Annotated in this window: 20 protein-coding genes; 8 read left to right on the top strand and 12 right to left on the bottom strand. The window is 72.2% G+C overall.

What is annotated here, in order from left to right; genetic code table 11:
• Positions 1-3 precede the first annotated feature (3 nt).
• The 8 genes from F7Q99_RS00145 to F7Q99_RS00110 form a co-directional block, all read right to left on the bottom strand.
• Positions 4-864, bottom strand: coding sequence for a phytanoyl-CoA dioxygenase family protein (locus tag F7Q99_RS00145; RefSeq protein WP_153459511.1), 861 nt, complete (start codon positions 862-864; stop codon positions 4-6).
• 76 nt (positions 865-940) lie between these two features.
• A complete protein-coding gene (locus tag F7Q99_RS00140; protein WP_153459510.1) occupies positions 941-1,276 on the bottom strand; it encodes a YciI family protein in 336 nt (111 codons plus the stop codon).
• Between the two features lie 131 nt (positions 1,277-1,407).
• Positions 1,408-2,073, bottom strand: coding sequence for a cyclase family protein (locus tag F7Q99_RS00135; protein WP_153459509.1), 666 nt, complete (start codon positions 2,071-2,073; stop codon positions 1,408-1,410).
• 5 nt (positions 2,074-2,078) lie between these two features.
• Positions 2,079-2,675, bottom strand: coding sequence for a pyridoxamine 5'-phosphate oxidase family protein (locus F7Q99_RS00130; RefSeq protein WP_326846087.1), 597 nt, complete (start codon positions 2,673-2,675; stop codon positions 2,079-2,081).
• Between the two features lie 4 nt (positions 2,676-2,679).
• Positions 2,680-3,639 carry an iron-containing redox enzyme family protein gene (locus F7Q99_RS00125; RefSeq protein ID WP_153459508.1) on the bottom strand — a complete coding sequence of 320 codons (960 nt, stop codon included), beginning with the start codon at positions 3,637-3,639 and terminating at the stop codon, positions 2,680-2,682.
• A 186-nt stretch (positions 3,640-3,825) separates the two neighbouring features.
• A complete protein-coding gene (locus F7Q99_RS00120) occupies positions 3,826-4,674 on the bottom strand; it encodes a TauD/TfdA dioxygenase family protein (RefSeq protein WP_153459507.1) in 849 nt (282 codons plus the stop codon).
• 62 nt (positions 4,675-4,736) lie between these two features.
• Positions 4,737-6,116: a condensation domain-containing protein gene (locus F7Q99_RS00115; RefSeq protein WP_195910960.1), complete on the bottom strand. Its 1,380-nt coding sequence runs from the start codon at positions 6,114-6,116 to the stop codon at positions 4,737-4,739.
• Between the two features lie 83 nt (positions 6,117-6,199).
• Entirely contained in the window at positions 6,200-7,417 is a 1,218-nt protein-coding gene (locus tag F7Q99_RS00110; protein WP_153459505.1) for an epoxide hydrolase family protein, read from the bottom strand.
• A gap of 282 nt (positions 7,418-7,699) precedes the next feature.
• Here F7Q99_RS00110 and F7Q99_RS00105 point away from each other — a divergent pair, with 282 nt between their 5' ends.
• The 5 genes from F7Q99_RS00105 (at position 7,700) to thrS (ending at position 13,946) form a co-directional block, all read left to right on the top strand.
• Positions 7,700-9,031, top strand: coding sequence for an FAD-dependent oxidoreductase (locus tag F7Q99_RS00105; protein ID WP_326846086.1), 1,332 nt, complete (start codon positions 7,700-7,702; stop codon positions 9,029-9,031).
• A 127-nt stretch (positions 9,032-9,158) separates the two neighbouring features.
• Positions 9,159-10,388 (top strand): cytochrome P450 family protein, encoded by a 1,230-nt coding sequence (locus F7Q99_RS00100; RefSeq protein ID WP_326846085.1) that lies wholly within the window; start codon positions 9,159-9,161, stop codon positions 10,386-10,388.
• A gap of 64 nt (positions 10,389-10,452) precedes the next feature.
• The gene (locus F7Q99_RS00095; protein ID WP_153459503.1) at positions 10,453-11,628 is read left to right on the top strand and encodes an acyl-CoA dehydrogenase family protein; all 1,176 of its coding nucleotides are present in this window, start codon (positions 10,453-10,455) and stop codon (positions 11,626-11,628) included.
• A gap of 67 nt (positions 11,629-11,695) precedes the next feature.
• Positions 11,696-12,427: a leucine-rich repeat domain-containing protein gene (locus tag F7Q99_RS00090; RefSeq protein WP_153459502.1), complete on the top strand. Its 732-nt coding sequence runs from the start codon at positions 11,696-11,698 to the stop codon at positions 12,425-12,427.
• Positions 12,428-12,629: 202 nt separating this feature from the next.
• On the top strand, positions 12,630-13,946 hold the full coding sequence (gene thrS / locus F7Q99_RS00085; RefSeq protein WP_153459501.1) for a threonine--tRNA ligase: 1,317 nt from the start codon (positions 12,630-12,632) through the stop codon (positions 13,944-13,946).
• A gap of 97 nt (positions 13,947-14,043) precedes the next feature.
• On the opposite strand, the gene F7Q99_RS00080 is transcribed toward thrS, so the two are convergent.
• Entirely contained in the window at positions 14,044-14,454 is a 411-nt protein-coding gene (locus F7Q99_RS00080; RefSeq protein ID WP_153459500.1) for a VOC family protein, read from the bottom strand.
• Between the two features lie 68 nt (positions 14,455-14,522).
• Here F7Q99_RS00080 and F7Q99_RS00075 point away from each other — a divergent pair, with 68 nt between their 5' ends.
• A complete protein-coding gene (locus tag F7Q99_RS00075; protein ID WP_153459499.1) occupies positions 14,523-15,005 on the top strand; it encodes a MarR family winged helix-turn-helix transcriptional regulator in 483 nt (160 codons plus the stop codon).
• A gap of 4 nt (positions 15,006-15,009) precedes the next feature.
• On the opposite strand, the gene F7Q99_RS00070 is transcribed toward F7Q99_RS00075, so the two are convergent.
• On the bottom strand, positions 15,010-15,648 hold the full coding sequence (locus F7Q99_RS00070) for a C40 family peptidase (RefSeq protein WP_153459498.1): 639 nt from the start codon (positions 15,646-15,648) through the stop codon (positions 15,010-15,012).
• A gap of 215 nt (positions 15,649-15,863) precedes the next feature.
• Here F7Q99_RS00070 and F7Q99_RS00065 point away from each other — a divergent pair, with 215 nt between their 5' ends.
• Positions 15,864-16,268 (top strand): RidA family protein, encoded by a 405-nt coding sequence (locus F7Q99_RS00065; protein WP_153459497.1) that lies wholly within the window; start codon positions 15,864-15,866, stop codon positions 16,266-16,268.
• 83 nt (positions 16,269-16,351) lie between these two features.
• Here F7Q99_RS00065 and F7Q99_RS00060 read toward each other — a convergent pair whose 3' ends face one another.
• Together F7Q99_RS00060 and F7Q99_RS00055 are read right to left on the bottom strand one after the other, a co-directional pair.
• Positions 16,352-16,840 carry an SRPBCC family protein gene (locus F7Q99_RS00060; protein WP_153459496.1) on the bottom strand — a complete coding sequence of 163 codons (489 nt, stop codon included), beginning with the start codon at positions 16,838-16,840 and terminating at the stop codon, positions 16,352-16,354.
• Positions 16,837-17,226 (bottom strand): ArsR/SmtB family transcription factor, encoded by a 390-nt coding sequence (locus F7Q99_RS00055; protein ID WP_326846083.1) that lies wholly within the window; start codon positions 17,224-17,226, stop codon positions 16,837-16,839. The genes F7Q99_RS00060 and F7Q99_RS00055 overlap by 4 nt, the downstream gene beginning before the upstream one ends.
• Positions 17,227-17,487: 261 nt before the next feature.
• On the opposite strand from F7Q99_RS00055, the gene F7Q99_RS00050 reads away from it, so the two are divergent.
• Complete coding sequence (locus F7Q99_RS00050) at positions 17,488-18,162, top strand: ScbR family autoregulator-binding transcription factor (RefSeq protein WP_326846082.1); 675 nt, start codon at positions 17,488-17,490, stop codon at positions 18,160-18,162.
• The last annotated feature ends 80 nt before the right edge of the window (positions 18,163-18,242 follow it).

Raw genomic sequence — 18,242 nt, 5'->3', positions numbered from 1 at the left:
GCGTCACCTGCCCGCCGGCGTCCCGATCGGCTGGAGCGCGACCGCCTCCGGGTCGGCGAGGAAGTCCGGCCGCCGCCCGGTGACTTCGGGGCGGTTGGTGACGCTGTTGTAGACGAACATCAGCATCGCCCGGCCGAACGGCGAGATGTTCGCGGCCGACGAGTGCAGGATGTTCGGGTGGAACAGCAGCACCGACCCGGCCGGCCCCTTGGGGCTCACCATGCCGTGGGCGCGGGCGAGTTCCTCGATGACCGAGTGGCGCACCCGGAACTTCTCGTCGGCGGTCAGGGTCGCCACCCAGGCCGGCGCGTCCTCGTAGCCGAGCGGCATCCCCTGCGCGTCGACGCTCGCGAGCAGGCCCGCGGTGTGCGTGCCGGGGACGAAGGTGAGCGGCCCGTTGAACTCGGTCACCTCGTCGAGGAACACCGCCACGTTCAGCAGGTCGGGCCGCGGCAGGCCGTCGCCGGTCAGCCAGTAGACGTAGTCCTGGTGCCACTCCCACTGGTCGCCGGCGAACGGTGCCTTGACGTTCACCTTCGACTGGTGCACGTACACGTCGCTGCCGTCGAGCAGCTGGCGGACGGCGCCGAGCAGGGCCGCCCGCCTGGTCAGCCCGGCGATCCCGGGGTGCGAGCGGTGCAGCCCGTACACCGAGCGGACCGTCCGGCCGTCCCGCTCCAGGACCCGGGCCGGGCCGTCCTCCGTGAGCACCTCCGGCAGGGCGGCGGTCGCCACGTCCAACAGGTCCTCAGCCAGGGACCCGGGCGGCAGCAGCAGGAAACCGTCCCGGTGGTACTGCGCGATGAGCTCGGGGGTGAGCGGTCCCCGTCGGTCGCCGGACGTGCCGGCCGCGTCGTGCGTCATTGCTCAGGCCCTTCCTCGATCGGTTCGGAGTCGTTCCACGGCCGGACGTCCGGCGCGGCCGGGCCGCCGCGCCCGGCTACCAGACGGGGCGGACGTCGATGGTGCCGAAGCGGGCGACCGGGTGCTTGCCCGCGACCTCGATCGCCTCGTCGAGGTCGGCGCACTCGATGACGTCGAAGCCGGCGATCCGCCCCTCGGCATCGGCGAACGGCCCGTCCAGCACGACGACCCGGCCGTCCCGGACCTGCACCGAGGTGGCGTCGCCGGCCGGGCGCAGCCGGTTGCCCTCCAGCCGCACGCCGCGCCCGTCCATCTCGGACACCCAGTCGGCCGTCCCGACCGCCATGCCCGCCTCGTCCTCGGGCGTGACCTCGGCGTCCTGGTCGGCGCAGATCAGCAGCAGGTACTTCATGGTCGGTCTCCTTCGCTCGGGGGCGTCCGTCGCCGTCCGGGCCCGTCGTGCGCCCGTCGGCCGTCCGGTTCTCTGCGAAGGCGACGAACGGGCCCGCGGCGGATGGACATCGGCCGACCGTTCCGGCCGGTCTACTCCACGACGGCGTAGGCCCGGACGGGGAAGCTGCCCATGCCGACCACCGGCGGCGGGGCCGCGTGGAAGCGGAAGCCGGTCGCCGGCAGGCGCTCCAGGCCGCTCAGGTGCTCGACGATCGGGATCTTCGCGCGGAGCAGCCCGGTGTGCGCGGGCCGGTCCAGGTCCGCCATGTCGTCGATGTTGACCGAGTCGATGCCCACCAGGGCCGCCCCCTCGGCGATCAGCCGGGCCACCGCCTCGGCGGTCAGGAACGGGTGCTCGGGGTCGCCGTACTTCTCCGTGCCCCAGTGCCGGTCCCAGCCGGTGCGCACCAGCGCCGCCCGCCCGGTGACGGGGTGGCGGCCGAACAGTTCGGGGCCGATGGCCCGGCCGCAGCCCGTCGCGTCGACCAGGACGCCGGGGACGTCGGCGAGCCGGGCGAGGTCGAGGCCGGAGAGGTCGGCGCCGTCCGGGTAGCGGTGGAACGGGGTGTCGAGGTAGGTGCCGGTGTTGGCGACCATCTCGATCCGCCCGATCTGGAACTCGGTGCCCGGGGTGTACCGGGGCCGGGAGTCGGCGCGGGACATGTGGTCGCCGATCAGCGGCCCGGGCAGGCCGGGATAGGTGGTCATGCCGTGCTCGATGGGATGTGACAGGTCGATGACGGGTCGTCCGCTCATGGGCGTCAGCTCCTGGGTTCTCGGACCGGCAGCAGCCCGTCGTACTCGGGCTTCTTCTTCCAGTCGGGCTCGGGGGGCCGGTGGCCGGGGCGGGGGCAGTGCGCCGAGTGCTCGCCGGTCTCCGGGTCGTGCAGGTAGCGCGGGCAGTTCTCGAACACCGCGGTCACGCCGACCCGCAGCACGGCCTCCGCGCCGTGGTGCGGGGCGAGCGCGGCCGGGTCGGCCAGCACCTCGCAGGTGCCGTTCACGCGCAGCTTGGCGCGTCGGGCCGGGAAGAGGAACAGCAGTCCGACCCGCCGCCCGGCCGCGGCGTTGCCGAGCGTGCGGTACATGCCGTTGCCGTCGTAGCTCGGGATCTCCAGCGTCCGCAGGTCCGGCACCCGGACGAAGCCCGGCAGCCCGCCCTTGTACGAGCACTCGGGGAACCCCTGCGGGTCGAGCGTCGCCACGTAGACGGCGTCGGCCCCGCGGATCCACTCGGCGTGCGCCTCCTCCAGCTCGTCGAGCACGTACGCGCGCGCCAGGTGTGCGGCCAACTCCTCGGTGCCGAAGCGGTGTTGCAGCTCCCGGCTGCCGTCGTGGTAGAAGTCCTCGGGCTTCACGGCGTCACCGCAGGGCCCGCATCTGCCGCCAGACCCTCTCGTAGTAGGCGTTGGCCACCCGCTCCCGGGTCAGCGCGCCCATGCCGATCTCGCGCAGCACCTCGGGGGAGTGGTGGGCCAGCGGGATCAGCACGTTCTCCAGCCACTCGGCGCCGTGGTCGGCGTCCACGTGGACGTGGATGCGCTGGTAGTGGATGACGTCGTCCGGCACGGCCAGCCGGCTGCACCCGTCGACCATCGCCTGGAAGCGCACCGGCGCGGTGTACTCCATCAGCCCCATCGCGGCCAGCAGCCGGGGCGTCAGGTGGCGGTGGACCCCGTACATGAGCACCAGGTTGGCGTTCTCGTACACCTCCGTGCCGCCGAGCCCGGAGATGTCGACCCCGCCGAGTTCGAGCCGGCCGCGCATGTACCGGGCCGAGTGCTCGAACAGCCGGGTGTGCATCTGCTCCAGCTTGCCCTCGCCCATCTCGTCCCAGTAGTTCTCGGCCATGGTGAGCTTGCTGGTGCCCGTCGAGCCGATCTGCGCCAGCGCGACCAGGTCGTCGAAGCGGCTGTCGACCAGCTCCTCGGCCAGGAAGAACAGCGCGATCTCCTCGATCGTCGCCTCGTCGGCGAGGTAGCGGCAGAAGGCCGGCTGGACGTGGCGCGAGCGCAACGCCGCGAACCAGTCCGCCAGGCCCTCGGCGGACTCCGGCAGCCCCGCCGGGTCCACCTGCCGGTCCTCCCAACGGAGCCAGGCGTCCTCGGTGGCGGCCGTGAGCGGGTCCCCGCCCAGCCGCGGGACGGTCAGGAAGGATTCCGCGCCGGCCAGATAGGACGTGTAGTGGCGGTGCAGCCGCTCCATCAGGGCGAAGCGGACGGCGGTGTCCGGCTCCGTGCCGTCCGCCGGAAATGCGGCGGCGATTTCCGTGCCGGCGCCGACGCGCAGCGGCGCGATGCTCTCCGAAATTGCCCCGGCCATGTATTCCTCCTGGGTTTTCAGTCCCCGGGAATTGTCCCAGGTCAGGTCTGCGGGACCGCATCTTCGAGAATGCGGTTCCGGTTGCGGCGGTGATTTCCGCTGCTCGTTTCCGCTGCTCGCTTTCGGTTGGTCGCGGCGGAAGGGAGACGGATTGCGGAGAAGAGGGGTGAACGGCGCGACGGGCCGTCACATCACGGTGGTGCGGTAGAGCAGCCGGTGGTGGTAGCGGCTGTCGCAGGGGGTGCGCGTGTGCATCGTCGCGTCGTTGTCCCAGATGACGAGGTCGCCGACGTTCCAGTGGTGGCGGTAGAGGTAGCGCTCGGCGGTGGCGTGCGCGTGCAGGTCGTCGAGCAGCTCGGCGCTCTCCTTCTCGTCGAGTCCGACGACGCCGCTGATGATCATGCTGCCGAGCAGGAGCGAGCTGCGGCCGGTGACGGGGTGGCGCCGCACCAGCGGCTGCGCTACGTCCGGGGTGCGCTCGCGCTCCTCCGGGGAGAGCGGCTTCTTGTGCGGGTTAGTGAGCAGCTCCTGGTCGACGAGGTGCGCCATGGAGTGCACCGCCCGCAGGCCGGCTATCCGTGCCCTGACCTCCTCGGGCAGTTCGTCGTAGGCGGTGGTCGAGTCCGCGAAGATCGTGTCGCCGCCCTCCCGCGGGGCGATCGCGGAGTACAGCAGCGAGGCCCGGCTCATCACCTCCCGCCAGGAGTAGTCGGTGTGCCACTCCTCCTGGTTGTCGCCGTCGTAGAGGCCGATCGGCTCGCCGTGCTCGAAGATGTTGCTGATCTTCAGCACCTCCGGGTGCTCCGGCACGACGTACCGGGCGACCGGGTAGACGTCCAGCGGCCCGAAGAGGCGGCTGAACCGGACGTGGTCGGCATGGCTCAGGTCCTGGCCGGGCAGGACGAGCACGCGGTGGCGGACGAGGTCGTCGAGGATCCGGTCGGCGGTCGCCCGGTCGACCTCCTCGCGCAGGTCGAGGCCGGTGAGCCGGGCGCCGAAGACGGGGCCCAGCGGTTCGAGTGTGTAGGACGTCATGAATCCTCTCCTGATACGTGAGGGGGGTTTCGGAGCGCCTTCGGCCCTACGGGGAAGCGGCGTCAGAGGGTGCGCCAGTCGCGGTCCGGGTCGGCCAGGACGCCGAGCACGATGCTGCGGTACGCCTCCACCCACCCGGCCGCGGTCCCGGCGTCGAACTCCTCGGGGTTGAACTGCAGCGTGCCGCTGACCTCGCCGGACGCGGTCACGCCCATGTTCCAGGCGGCGCCGCCCGGGATCTGCTCGGTCACGCTCTCGCGCTTGGCGACCGGCACCGTGCTCTCGGAGATCAGGAACGGGTCCCCGGCGCCGGGGGAGGCCGCCAGCGACTCGGAGAACCCGAAGATGAAGTCGCAGTTGCGCGGGTCGGCCATCGGCGCCATGAGTGAGGGGACGGCCTGCTCCACCCACTGGATCGGCACCTCGTGCCGGTACGCCTCCAGGCACGTGGTGCGGGTGGCCAGGAGCAGTTCGCGGAACGTTCCGGCGTCCGCGAGGTCGGTCCGCAGGGCCAGGAAGTTGAGGAACGGGCCCACCGTGTCCTGGTACTCGGGCCGGCCCCGGCCGTGGACGATCGTGTTGACCACCGGGTCGTCCACACCGCCGATGCGGCGCGCCAGCACCGAGAACGCCGCCAGCATCACCATGAACCGCGAGCACCGGGCGGCCCTGCCGAGCGCCGACACCGCGTCCATCGTCGCCGTGTCGAAGCGGAAGGTGTGCGCGACGTACGGCTCGGTGTGCTCCGGCGGAATCGGCCGGTCGGTGGGCAGGGTGAAGAACGGCGCGCCGTCCAGCCGCTTGCGCCAGTACGCCAGGTTCTCGGCCGCCGAGGCCCCGGCCGCGTTCTCCGACTGCCACTGCGTGTACTCGCGGTACTGCCGCAGCTGCGGCAGCTCCGGCTCCGCTCCGCGCGTCCGGGCCGCGTAGCACGTCGCCAGGTCGCGGTTGATCAGCTGCAGGGACCAGCCGTCGGCCGCCGTGTGATGGCTGGCCAGGCCCAGCACCGCGTCGCGGTCGTCGAACCGGGTCAGGAAGGCCCGCAGCAGTGGCAGGTCCTCCACCGGGAGGACGACCGACTCGGTCTCGGCGAGCAGGTGCTGCGCCATCAGCTCGCGGTCCTGCCCCTCGGCCGGCGGCAGGTCGCGGACGTGCAGCGGCACCCGCGACGGCGGGTGCACCTCCTGGTACGGCGGCCGCGCGTCGCGCACGATCACCGTCCGCAACACCTCGTGCCGCGCGACCACGTCGTCCAGGGCGCCCTGGAGCGCGGCCACGTCGACGGGGCCGGTGATGCGCAGGGCCTTGGTCACGGTGAACCGGGGCCCGAAGGACCCGGACTGCTCACCGGCGCACCACAGCTCCTGCTGGCTGGAGAGGGGGAACCGGCCGGTCCCGTCCCCGGAGGGCGGGACCGGCGCTGCGACCTGGGTGTGCGGCACGTCGTCTCCTCGGCTGTCGGAGTGCGGTTCGACACTCCGACGAACGGGAGGACCGCGGATTGGACGGCCGGCCCCGAAAAACTTCAGCGGATTTCGACGGGCTCCGCCGCGGGCGGTGTTGCTGGCGTGGCGGTGGGCGTCGCGGCGCCCTTCTGCCGGGCCCGCACCGCACGGGCGAACGACCGCAGGTCGCCCGCCAGCAGCTCCGGCACCTCCAGCGCCGGGAAGTGCCCGCCCTCGGCGAACTCGCTCCACTGCACGATGTTCGGGAACCGCCGCTCGGCGATCCGCCGGATCGGCAGGCTCCCGTCGTGCGCGAAGGCCGCGACCGCCAGCGGAACCGGCAGCGGCGGCGCCACCACGGGCGGGCGCGAGGCGTCCGGCAGCAGGTCGGCCATCTCGTAGTACAGCTGCGCCGACGAACCGGCCGTCGCCGTCAGCCAGTAGAGCGAGACGTTGGTCAGCAGCTGGTCCCGGCTGACCGAGTCCCCGCTGGTCCAGTCCTGGAACTTCTCGGCGATCCAGGCGAGTTGGCCCACCGGCGAGTCGGTCAGCCCGTACGCCAGGGTCTGCGGGCGGGTGCTCTGGATCTTCATGTAGCCGGCCCGGCCGGTCGTCTCGAACGCCGCCAGGTAGGCCAGCCGCGCCAGGTCCGCCTCGTCGAGGCCCTCCAGCTCCTCCGGGCCCGCGGGTGGCGTGAGCAGGAAGCTCACGTGCGCGCCGGCCAGGTGCTCGGGGTCGAGCGCGGCGGCGGTCAGCGAGATCCACACGCCGAGGTCGCCGCCGTGGGCCAGGTACCGCTCGTAGCCGAGCCGGCGCATCAGCTCCGTCCAGGCCCGCGCGATCCGGGTGACGTCCCAGCCGGACTCCGGCGCCGGCCCGGAGAAGCCGAAGCCGGGCGGCGCCGGGACCACCACGTGGAAGGCGTCCGCCGGGTCGCCGCCGTGGCTGCGCGGGTCCGTCAGCAGCTCGATGACGTCCAGGTACTCGGCGACCGAGCCGGGCCAGCCGTGGGTGAGGACCAGCGGGGTGGCGTCCGGCTCGGGCGAGCGCACGTGCAGGAAGTGCACGGTGGCCCCGTCGATCTCGGTGAGGAACTGCGGGAACCGGTTGAGCCGCTCCTCCGCGGCCCGCCAGTCGAAGCCCGTCCGCCAGTACTCGGCCAGCTCCCTGAGGTACTCCACCGGCACCCCGCGGGCCCAGCCGACGCCGGGGACCTCGGCCGGCCACCGCACGTCGGCGAGCCGGCGGTGGAGGTCGTCCAGGTCCTCCTGCGGAATGGCGATTCGGAATGGCTGCATTTCAGGGCCTCCTCATTTCGTCGGACGGAACACCGACCCTTCGTCCCTGCCGCCCGGGGACGCTACCAGCGGTCCCGGGCGGTAAACAGGGACGACCGGGGGGCGGCCGGCCGAATGAGCAATCTGGGAGTAGAGGCCTTTTCCCGGGAGGTCAATGATGGTGCCGTCGACAGGCCGGCGCTGCCTCGATGCGCCGCAATTCGGACGCTCCGAATGAGGTTCGCTCCACATGTGTTCGCCGCGACGACGTTCGCGGCGGTGACGCTCCAACGAGGGGGCACGGTGGCTGTTTTCGTCGGGGATCGGGCCGTGGTGCTCGGCGCGAGCGTGGCGGGTCTGCTCGCGGCCCGCCTGCTGGCCGACGCCTACCGCAGCGTCACCCTGGTGGACCGGGACGCGCTCACGCCCTCCGCCGGCCCGCGCCGCACCGTGCCGCAGGGCCGCCACATCCACGGCCTGCTCGCCCGGGGCCAGCAGGTGCTGGAGGACCTCTTCCCCGGCCTCACCAAGGAACTCGCCGAACTCGGCGTGCCCGTCCGCGACTTCGGCACCGGCCTGAACTGGTACTTCAACGGCCGCATGATCCGCAAGGCCGAGACCGGGCTGACGTGCGTCTCGGCCGAGCGTCCGCTGCTGGAGGCCCGGGTGCGCGAGCGCGTCCTCGCCCTCCACAACGTCACCCTGGTCGACCGCTGCGACATCATCGGCCTCGACGCCGCACCGGACCGCCGCCGGATCACCGGCGTCCGCGTCCAGCCCTCCGACGGCACCACCGAGCAACTCCTGGACGCCGACCTGGTCGTCGACGCCACCGGCCGCGGCTCCCGGACCCCGCGCTGGCTCCACGAGCTGGGCTACCCCCAGGTGCCCGAGGAACGCGTGAAGATCGACCTCACCTACACCACCGCCGAGTTCGCCGCCCCGCTGCCGGTCGACCCGATCGGCGACGGCATCGGGCTGGTCTGCGTGGCAGGCCCCGGCCGGCCCCGCGGGGCGACCCTGGTCCGGCTGCGCGACCGCTACGCCCTCTCGCTCTACGGCCTGCTCGGCGAGCGCCCGCCCACCGACCCCGCGGGCTTCCTCGCCTACGCGAAGGCGCTGCCCGTCCCCGAGATCCACGCGGCCGTCGAGCACGCACGCATGCTCACCGAGCCGGTGTCGATGCACTTCCCGGCGAACGTCCGCCACCGCTACGAGCGGATGGACCGCCTCCCCGACGGCCTGCTCGTCATGGGCGACGCCGCGTGCGTGTTCAACCCGATCTACGCCCAGGGCATGACCGTCGCCGCGACCGAGGCCGTCGTGCTCCGCACCCACCTGGAGCGGGGGCTGCCGCCCCGGCCGCAGGACTTCTTCCGCGACCTCGCTGCGGCCATCGACGCGCCGTGGGACATGGCCGTCGGCGGCGACCTCGGCTTCCCGGGCGTCCAGGGCCGGCGCACCCTCAAGGTGCGGATGGGCAACCTCTACCTCCCGCGGCTCCAGGCCGCCGCCGCCCACGACGGGCACCTCTCCACCGCCTTCCTGCGCGCGGCGGGCCTGGTCGACCCTCCCCAGGCGCTCATGCGGCCCGTCGTGGTGTACCGCGTGCTCCGCCGGGCGGGAAGGCACTGACGCCCGCCGACGGGGCCTTCCGGCGGCCGGATCCCACGGCTTTTTTTCTGACGCTCACCTTCCGAAGCTCATCTTCTGACGGCTCGTTCTGACGGATACCCAGCACGGAATCACCGGAGGTTCCCCCGTGACACCCCACCCCGAGCCCATCGTGCTCGACCCCACCGGCCGGGACGTCCACGCCGAGGCCGCACAACTGCGCGCCCGGGGCGCAGTGGCCCAGGTGACGCTGCCCGGCGGCGTCCGGGCCTGGTCGGTCGTCGGCTACGACACGGTCCGCCAGGTGCTGAACGACGAACGCTTCGCCAAGGACGCCCGCAAGCACTGGCCGGCCTTCGTCAACGGCGAGATCAGCGAGGAGTTCCCGCTGATCGGCTGGGTGCTGATGGACAACATGACCACCAGCGACGGCGCCGCGCACGCCCGACTGCGCAACCTGACCGCCAAGGCGTTCACCATGCGGCGCACCGAGGCCATGCGCCCGCGGGTCGAACGCATCGTCCGGGAGCTGCTGGACGACCTGGCCACCGCCGCCCCCGGCGAGGTGGTCGACCTGAAGGCCCGCTACGCCTACCCGCTGCCCACCAAGGTGATCTGCGAACTCTTCGGCGTCCCCGAGCACATGCGCGCCGACGTGATGCGCGGCGGCGAGGTCAACACCGAGACCACCATCAACCACGAGGAAGCCGTCGCCAACGTCGAGTCGTGGCACAACGCCATGTACGAACTCATCGACATGAAGCGCAAGGAACCTGACGACGACCTGCTGAGCATGCTCATCGAGGCCCAGGACAACGGCTCCAGACTCAACCAGTCCGAACTCGCCGGCACTCTCCACCTGATGCTCGGCGCGGGCTCGGAGACCACCACCAACCTGCTCAGCAAGGCGGTCGTCGCGCTGCTCACCCACCCTGAGCAGTTCGCGATGGTCCGCGACGGGCGGGTCCCGTGGCGGGACGTCATCGAGGAGACGCTCCGCGTCGAGTCGCCGATCGCACAGCTGCCCTTCCGCTTCACCACCGAGGAGGTGGAGATCGCCGGAGTCAGGATCCCGAAGGGCGACCCGGTGCTGATCGGCTTCGCCGCCTCCGGCCGCGACCGGGACCGGCACGGGGAGAGCGCCGACCGCTTCGACATCACCCGCGCCGACAAGGAGCACCTGTCCTTCGGCTACGGCGTCCACCACTGCCTCGGCGCCCCGCTGGCCAGGATGGAGGCTGCCATCGGCCTGCCCGCGCTGTTCGAACGCTTCCCGGACCTCGCGCTCGCCGTGCCGGCCGACGAGGTCGAACCGCAGGGCACCTTCCTGCTCAACGGCGCCGCCACCCTGCCCATCCGCCTCACCCCGGCCGAATAGCCCCGCCGTCCGGCCCGGCCGTCCTGCCATGCCGTCGAGAACCCCCGCGAACCCGAGGAGCCCGATGAACCCGAACGTCCCTGCCCGCGCGGAGCTGGTCCGCCGGGCTGCCGAAGTGGCGCCCGTTCTGCGCTCCCACGCCCCGTGGGGGGAGGAGCACCGGCGGCTGCACGAGGAGTCCCTGGCGGCGCTCACCGACGCCGGCCTCTTCCGGATGCGGGTGCCCACCCGGTACGGCGGCTACGAGACCGAGGCCGCCACCTTCGTGGAGGTCATGACCGAGCTCGCCCAGGGCGACGGCTCGGCCGCGTGGAACGTCTCCGCCTGGTCCATCTCCGCCTGGATGGCCTGCCAGTTCCCCGACCACGTCCAGGACGAGGTGTTCGCGTCGGACGTGCGGGTGTGCGGCGTGCTGAGCCCGAGCGCCAGCGCCGTGCCCGCCGCCGACGGCGCGGTGGTGAACGGCCGGTGGCAGTTCATCAGCGGCGCCCATCACAGCCAGTGGCAGGTCGCCCTCGCCATGGGCCCGACGCCCGACGGATCGTCGCAGTGGCCGCTGATGGCTCTGATCCCGCTGTCCGACCTGACCATCGTCGACGACTGGGACACCACCGGCCTGCGCGGCACCGGCAGCGTCACCACCGTCGCCGAGAACGTGTTCGTGCCGCACGACCGCCTGCTGCCGCTGGCGCTGGTCCTGCAGGAGCAGTCCGCCTCGAAGCTCAACCCGGAGTCGCCGCTCTACCGCGCCCCGCTGATCGCGACTGGCTCCACGACCTTCACCGGCACCGCGATCGGCCTGGCGAAGTCCGCCCTGGCGGTCTTCCTGGAGCAGCTCGACAAGAAGATCACCTACACCGAGTACGCGTCCCGGCGCGAGGCCCCGATCACCCACCTCCAGGTCGCCGAGGCGGCGCTCCGGATCGAGGAGGCCGAAGCGCACGCCGCCCGGCTGGCCGCCATGGTGGACGCCAAGGGCGCCGCCGGCGAGCCGTGGACGGTCGAGGAGCGGGCCCGCTCCCGGGCCTACCTCGGCCGGGTCTTCCAGTTGGCCACCCGGACGGCCCGCACCCTCGGCGACGCGAGCGGCGGCGGCTCGCTCTACCTCACCGGAACGCTCCAGCGCACCGTCCGGGACCTGCACGCGCTGAGCCTGCACGCCCTCATGCACTCCTCGACCAACACCGAGCTCTACGGCCGGGTCCTCTGCGGGCTGCCGCCCAACACCATGTACCTGTAGCCCCATCCGCCGTCCGCCGTGCCCCGGCCCGCTCGCCGGGGCACGGCCGGTTGCGGCGTGCCGCACAATGGGCGGCGTGATCGACACCACCCTCAACCTCTGGCGTCAGCCCCTCGGCGAGGTGCCGGCCGACCTGTGGGACCGCACCGACCTGACCGTGCTGATCCTCGCCGAGACCGGACTCACCCAACTGCCTCCAGGCGTCGGGAGGTTGCAGCGGCTGCGCACCCTCGACCTCGGGCACAACCGACTCGCCGACGTCCCCGCCGAACTCGGTGACCTCACCGGCCTGCGTGACTTCCTCTACCTGCACGACAACGCGCTGACCGCGCTCCCGGCCACGCTCGGCCGGCTCACCGCGCTGCGCTACCTCAACATCGGCGAGAACGGGATCACCGAACTCCCCGACAGCATCGGCGAGATGACTGCCATCGTCGAGCTGCGCGCCCAGCACAACCGCTTGACCGCCCTCCCCGAGACGATCGGCGGCCTCCGTGCCCTGCGCGAACTCTGGCTCCGCGGCAACCAGTTGAGCACCCTGCCGGCCGCCGTCGCCGGACTCACCGAACTGCGGGAACTCGAACTGCGCGAGAACGCCTTCATCGAGATCCCGCCCGCCCTCGAAGGCCTGCCCCGGCTGCGCCGCCTCGACCTGCGCGGCAACGCGATCACCGAACTGCCGGACTGGCTCGCCGATCTGCCGGCCCTGGAGAAGCTGGACCTGCGGTGGAACGAGGTCCGGCCGGCCGTGCGACTGCTCGACGCCCTCACCGCACGCGGGTGCGTGGTGCTCCACTGACGGGCCCAAGGGAAGAAAGATCACCACAACAGCCGCCGACCTGCTACCGTTGATCACATGAAGCGCGCTGCACTCGCCACGACGACGCCGGAAAGAGTCCCGGCGCGCTGACTGCTGACCTAGTCCGAAGCCCCGGGGCGAGTGCCCCGGGGCTTCGTCGTTCCGGTCCACTCGCCCGCACGCCCGAGTGGAGACCACCCTCATGAACGCCCACGTGAACGCCCCTGCGAACTCCCGCGCGAACTCCGCCGCGCACGACCGCCCGCAGGACCACGACGCCCACGTCCACCCGCACGACCACCGCAGGCTCGGCCGTGAGCTCGACCTCTTCGACACCGACCCGCTGATGGGCTCCGGCCTGCCCTACTGGCTGCCCGGCGGCGCCGCCGTCCGGCACACCCTGGAGGAGTTCATCCGCGGGCGCGAACGGCGGGCCGGCTACCGCCACGTCTACTCGCCCGTGCTCGGCAAGCGCGAACTGTACGAGATCTCCGGCCACTGGGCGCACTACCGCGACGACATGTACCCGCCGATGCGACTGGGCTCGGAGGAGATGGTGCTGCGGCCGAGCCTCTGTCCCCACCACGCCCTGATCTACCGCTCCCGCTCCCACAGCTACCGTGAACTGCCGCTGCGCATGGCTGAGTTGGGAGGCATGTACCGCTCCGAACTGTCCGGCGTGCTGGGCGGGCTGACCAGGGTGCGGGCGATCCAGCTGAACGACGCGCACGTGTTCTGCACCCCAGAGCAGGCGGCCGACGAGGCCGTCGCCGCACTGGAGTTGATCCGCGAGGCGCACCGCGCGCTGGGCATCGTGCCGGTCCGCTACCGCCTCTCGCTCCCCGGCGAGGGCGGCAAGTACGTGGCCGACCCGGCCCTCTGGGAGCGCGCCGTCGCCCTGCTGACCGAGGTCCTGGAGCGCTCCGGGGTGCCCTTCGAGGCCGCGGAGGGCGAGGCCGCGTTCTACGGTCCCAAGATCGACGTCCAGATCGCCGACGGCGCCGGGCGCGAGTTCACCCTCTCCACCGTCCAGATCGACTTCCACCAGCCCGAGCGGTTCGGCCTGCACTACATCGGCCCGGACGGCGCCAAGCACCGGCCGGTGATGGTCCACCGCAGCGTGATCGGCAGCGTCGAGCGGGTGGTCGCCTACCTGATCGAGCGGTACGCGGGCGCCTTCCCGGCCTGGCTCGCACCCACCCAGATCGTGTTCCTGCCGATCTCCGAGGCCGAACTTCCGCAGGCCGAACGGCTGCGGGAGCGCTGCTTCGACCTCGGACTGCGCGCCGAGGTCGCCGGCCCCGAGCACGGCAGCCTCGGCGCCCGCATCCGGGAGGCGCGGCTGGTGCCCTACCAGGCGGTGATCGGCGCCAAGGAGGCCGTGGACGAGCGCGTCGCGCTGCGCCTGCGCGACGGCCGCCGGCTCGATCCGCTGCCGGCGGAGGAGGCGCTTGTGCGGATCGGCGCCCTGGCGGCCGCGTGCAGCGGGGAGCTGTGGGAGGACGTCCCCGGGTGCTGATCCGGTGGCGTACGTACGACTAGTGCGGTCCGAGGTGTGTCCGGCCGTTCGGGGACAGCGGCCGCCCGTCGAATGGGCCGGGCGGCCGTTCGGCCCGTCAGTAGGACTGCAGCTCGATCAGGTGGCCCTCCGGGTCCCGCAGGTGGGCGCTGCGCAGGTTCGGCCCCCACTCCGGGCGGTCGGTGGCGGCGACGGCGAGGGTGCCGCCGTGGTCGAGGCAGAGGGCGAGGGCCTTGTCCACGTCGTCGACGCGGAGCACCAGCATCGCGGAGTCCTGGGCGGGGGCGGCGGGGTGCTCGGGCAGACCGGTGGTGCCGAGGGTGGCGGCCATCGCCGCGCGGTCGAACAGCACCAGGACGGCCTGGTCGTCGACGTCCCAGTTGGCGTACGGGCCCTCGGGTGCGCCCTTGACCAGGGTGGCGCCGGTGAGGGGCGGGAGGATCGCGCCGTAGAAGCCGAAGCACTCGGCGAAGCGGGTGACGAGCAGGCGGGGGTACAGGGCATCCATGGCAGAGCTCCTGGCTCGAATATTAGTAGGTTCCGCCCCACTATAGGGATGAACCCTAGAATTGGGCCATGACCTCCTCGCCGCCCTCGCCGCCCTCGCCGCCCGCCGACGCCCTGCCGCCGACACTGCTGGACCTCAGCACCTACCTGCTCTCCCGGATCGGCAAGGCCACACGCGGGCAGCTCGGCGAGCGGCTGGCCGGCCGCGGGCTGCGGCTCTGGGACATGGCCGTGCTCGCCGCGCTCGCCGACTTCGGGCCGCACGCCCAGCGGGACCTGGTCGAACGGCTGGGCCTGGACCCGAGCGACCTGGCCAAGATCGCCGACCAGCTGGCAGCCGGCGGGTACGTCGAGCGGACCCGCGACACCGCGGACCGGCGGCGAATGTCGGTGTCCGTCACCGACGCGGGACGGGCACTGCTCGCCGAACTCGACGCCGAGGCGCGCGCGGTGCAGGACGAGGTGCTCGCGCCGCTGGACGCGCGGGAGCGGCACGTTCTGCAGGAGTTGCTGCTGCGGGTCCACCGAGGGCTGGAGGGCCGCCGCCTGTGAACCGTCAGCCGAACGGCTGCGGTCGGCGCGCGCCCGCGAACTCGCCGGACCAGCGCGGGATTTCGAGCACGCCCTCCACACGGGCGACCAGTGTGCCGGTCCGCTCGGCGTGGATCATCGCTCCGTCGCCCGCGTAGATCCCGACGTGGTGCAGGGGCGCCTCCGGGCGGGAGAAGAACAGCAGATCGCCCGGCAGCAGCGCGTCGCGATCCACCACCGCGCTGCGGTGGAACTGGGCGACGGTGTAGTGCCCGAGCTCGACCGTGCCGTGGCTGGCCCGGTACCAGCAGTAGAGGGAGAGCCCGCTGCAGTCGAAGCCGACAGTGCTCTCGCCGAGGCACTTGCCGTCGAGGTAGCCGTTCTCGTCGTCGCAGAAGCCGAGGCTCGCACCGAGCCGGTCGCCGCCGCCCCAGGCGTACGGCACGCCGATCTGGGCGGCGGCCACCTCGGCGACCCGGCGGCCGAGGGCGACGGGCGCCCGCGCCGCCTCGGGCGCCCGTGCCCCCTCCGGTGCGGGCGCGGGCTCGGCGTGCGCGGTGGCGGAGCCCAGCGTCGGGACGAGTCCCGCCCCGAGTGCCAGGCCCAGCAGCCGGCGGCGGCCGACGCCCGAATCCTCGTCGCGGTACGGCAGTCGGGGTTCCATCACTGACTCCCTTGTGGTCCGTGCGGTCGGTGGCGGCCTCTCGGCGGCCACCAGGATCCCGGTTGTGAGGGCCGGCCCGCCATCACCCGCAGCGGTGAATCGTGGACGCAACGGCCTTGGTGGGGTGGGAAATCCGCTGGTAAATGGTTTGACGGTCGGTCATGAGGCCGCCAACGATGGGCGCGAACGTTCGACCGCAACCCATGGAGGACCTCATGAGCAGCGGCGTCAAGCTGATCCGGAACACCAGGCTCACCAGTGCCGTGGACTACGCCTACGCGTCCGTCGTCGATGCACCGGTGCGCACGCTCTGGCTCGCGGGCGCCTGCCCGCTCGACGAGGAAGGGCGGACGGTCGCCGTCGGCGACTACGAGGGACAGGCCCATCAGGTCATGCGGAACCTGATAGCCGTGCTGGAGGACGCGGGCGCCGGGCTGACCGACGTCGCCCGGACCACGGTGTACGTGGCGTCCTCCGACCAGGACGACCTGGTCAAGGTGTGGGACGTGTATCGCGCGTACATGGGGGAGCACGATGCCCCCAGCACGCTGCTCGGGGTCGCTTTGCTGGGTTACGACGACCAGCTGGTGGAGGTCGAGGCGGTGGCCGTGCTGCCCTGACCGGGCCGTCGCTCCGGCCGGGCCCAGCCGGGGGAAAGGGGTAGGGGAGGGGGTGGGGGGAGGGCCCCGGCGGACCGCGACCGTCAGGCCGAGGCGAGCAGCGCGTCCAGCTTCTGGTAGCCCTCGACGACGCCGCGCTCCATGCCGCTCGCGAGGATCGCGTCGCGCGCGACCAGGCTGTCGACCACCGACAGCACGGTGACGCGGGTGCGACCCTCGCCGATCGCCTCGAACGAGGCGGTCTCCAGCGAGACACCGTCCGGTACGCCCTCGTAGGTGAAGGTCTGGACGAGCCGGGTGTCCGGCCGGACCTCGTGGAACGAGCCGTAGAAGGCGGCGATCTCCTGGCCCTCGCGGTGCATCGAATACCGGTAGCTGCCGCCGGTGCGGGCGTCCCAGGTGTCGATCTTCATGTCGAGGTCCTTGGGGCCCAGCCACTGGGTGACCAGCTCGGGCTCGATCCAGGCCCGGAACACCCGCGCCTGCGGGGCGTCGAACTCGCGGACGATCCGGATGGTGGGCAGCGCCGGGTCCGCCTCGATCCGGGTCTCGTGGCCGGTGGTGGAGGTCATGACAGGTCTCCTTGGTCTTCTTGGTCCTGGTCGTGGTTGCTCTGCTCGGATTCGCCGCGGTCGGGTTCGTCCATGGTCGCGAGGACGGCGTCCAGGCGGCGGAAGCGTTCCTCCGCCTGGCGGCGGTAACGCTCGATCCAGCTCGTCATCAAGTCGAACACCTGCGGTTCGAGGTGGCACGGCCGCCGCTGTGCGTCGCGGCTGCGGCTCACCAGGCCGGCCTCCTCCAGCACCTTGAGGTGCTTGGAGACGGCCTGCATCGACATCGCGTACGACTCCGCAAGCTCGCCTACGGTCGCGTCACGGACCGAGAGGCGGGCGACGATGTCGCGCCGGGTCGGATCGGCCAGGGCGACGAACGCCCGGGACAGCTGATCGACGGCCACCGTGCACCTGCTCCTTCTCAACCGATTGGTTGAGAACAACGCTACGCCGACCCGCCAGCGTATTCAACCGATCGGTTGTAGAGCTTCTCGGGGCGTCGGCAGGTCGTTGGCCCGTCTCCACGGTATGGAGGAAGCGCGCGGATGAAGGAAGCGCTTGGGGCGATTCCCGGACATCGTCTTGTCGCCGTCCGGCGGCCGGTCGCTAAGATACGGGGTGTTTGGTTTTGTTTCGGGGGAGCGCCAGGGCGGGTGGTTGCGGTGGTGAGGCAGGAGCGCGCGCTCCGGACGCGTCGGCTGATCCTGGAGGCGGCGGCATCCGTCTTCGACGAGTTCGGGTACGAGGGCGCCACGATCGGCGAGGTGGTCGCCCGGGCCGGCGTGACGCGCGGCGCGGTCTACTTCCACTTCGCGTCCAAGCGGGATCTGGCGCAGGGCGTGGTCGACGAGCAGTTCGCCCAGGACGGGGTGCCGGAACGCGCCTGCAAGCTCCAGGAGTTCGTGGACACCGGCATGGTGATCGCCCATCTGATGCCGCGTGACCCCCTGTTGAGCGCCGGGGCCCGCCTCTCCCTCGGCCAGGACGTGTTCGAGGACCTCGGCGGCGGCGCGATTCCCGGGTGGATCGGCCGGCTGGAGGCGCTGCTGGTCGCGGCCGGCGAGCGGGGCGAACTGCTCCCGCACGTCGTTCCGGCGGACACCGCGTGGCTGGTCACGGCGGCGTGGGCGGGTGTGCAGATCCAGTCGCAGAGGCTCACCGGGCGCGCCGACCTGGAGCAGCGGGTGTCCTCCCTGTTCCGGCACCTGATGCCGAGCGTCGCGGTGCCGGGTGTGCTCGGTTCCCTGCGGATGGGCCCGGACCGCGGCGCCCAGGTGATGGCCGAGGTGGCGGCGGCCCGCGAGGTGAAGCCGGTCGACGAGGGGGTCGCGGCGGCCTGAGCGGCCGGCCGCACCGATGCGTCCAACCAAACAGCGCGTCCGGTTTTGCGCCGGGACAGACCAGCCGTGCAACCACCCGC

The sequence above is a fragment of the Streptomyces kaniharaensis genome, assembly GCF_009569385.1.
GTDB classification, from domain to species: domain Bacteria; phylum Actinomycetota; class Actinomycetes; order Streptomycetales; family Streptomycetaceae; genus Kitasatospora; species Kitasatospora kaniharaensis.
This window is presented reverse-complemented; position numbering and strand designations above follow the sequence as displayed.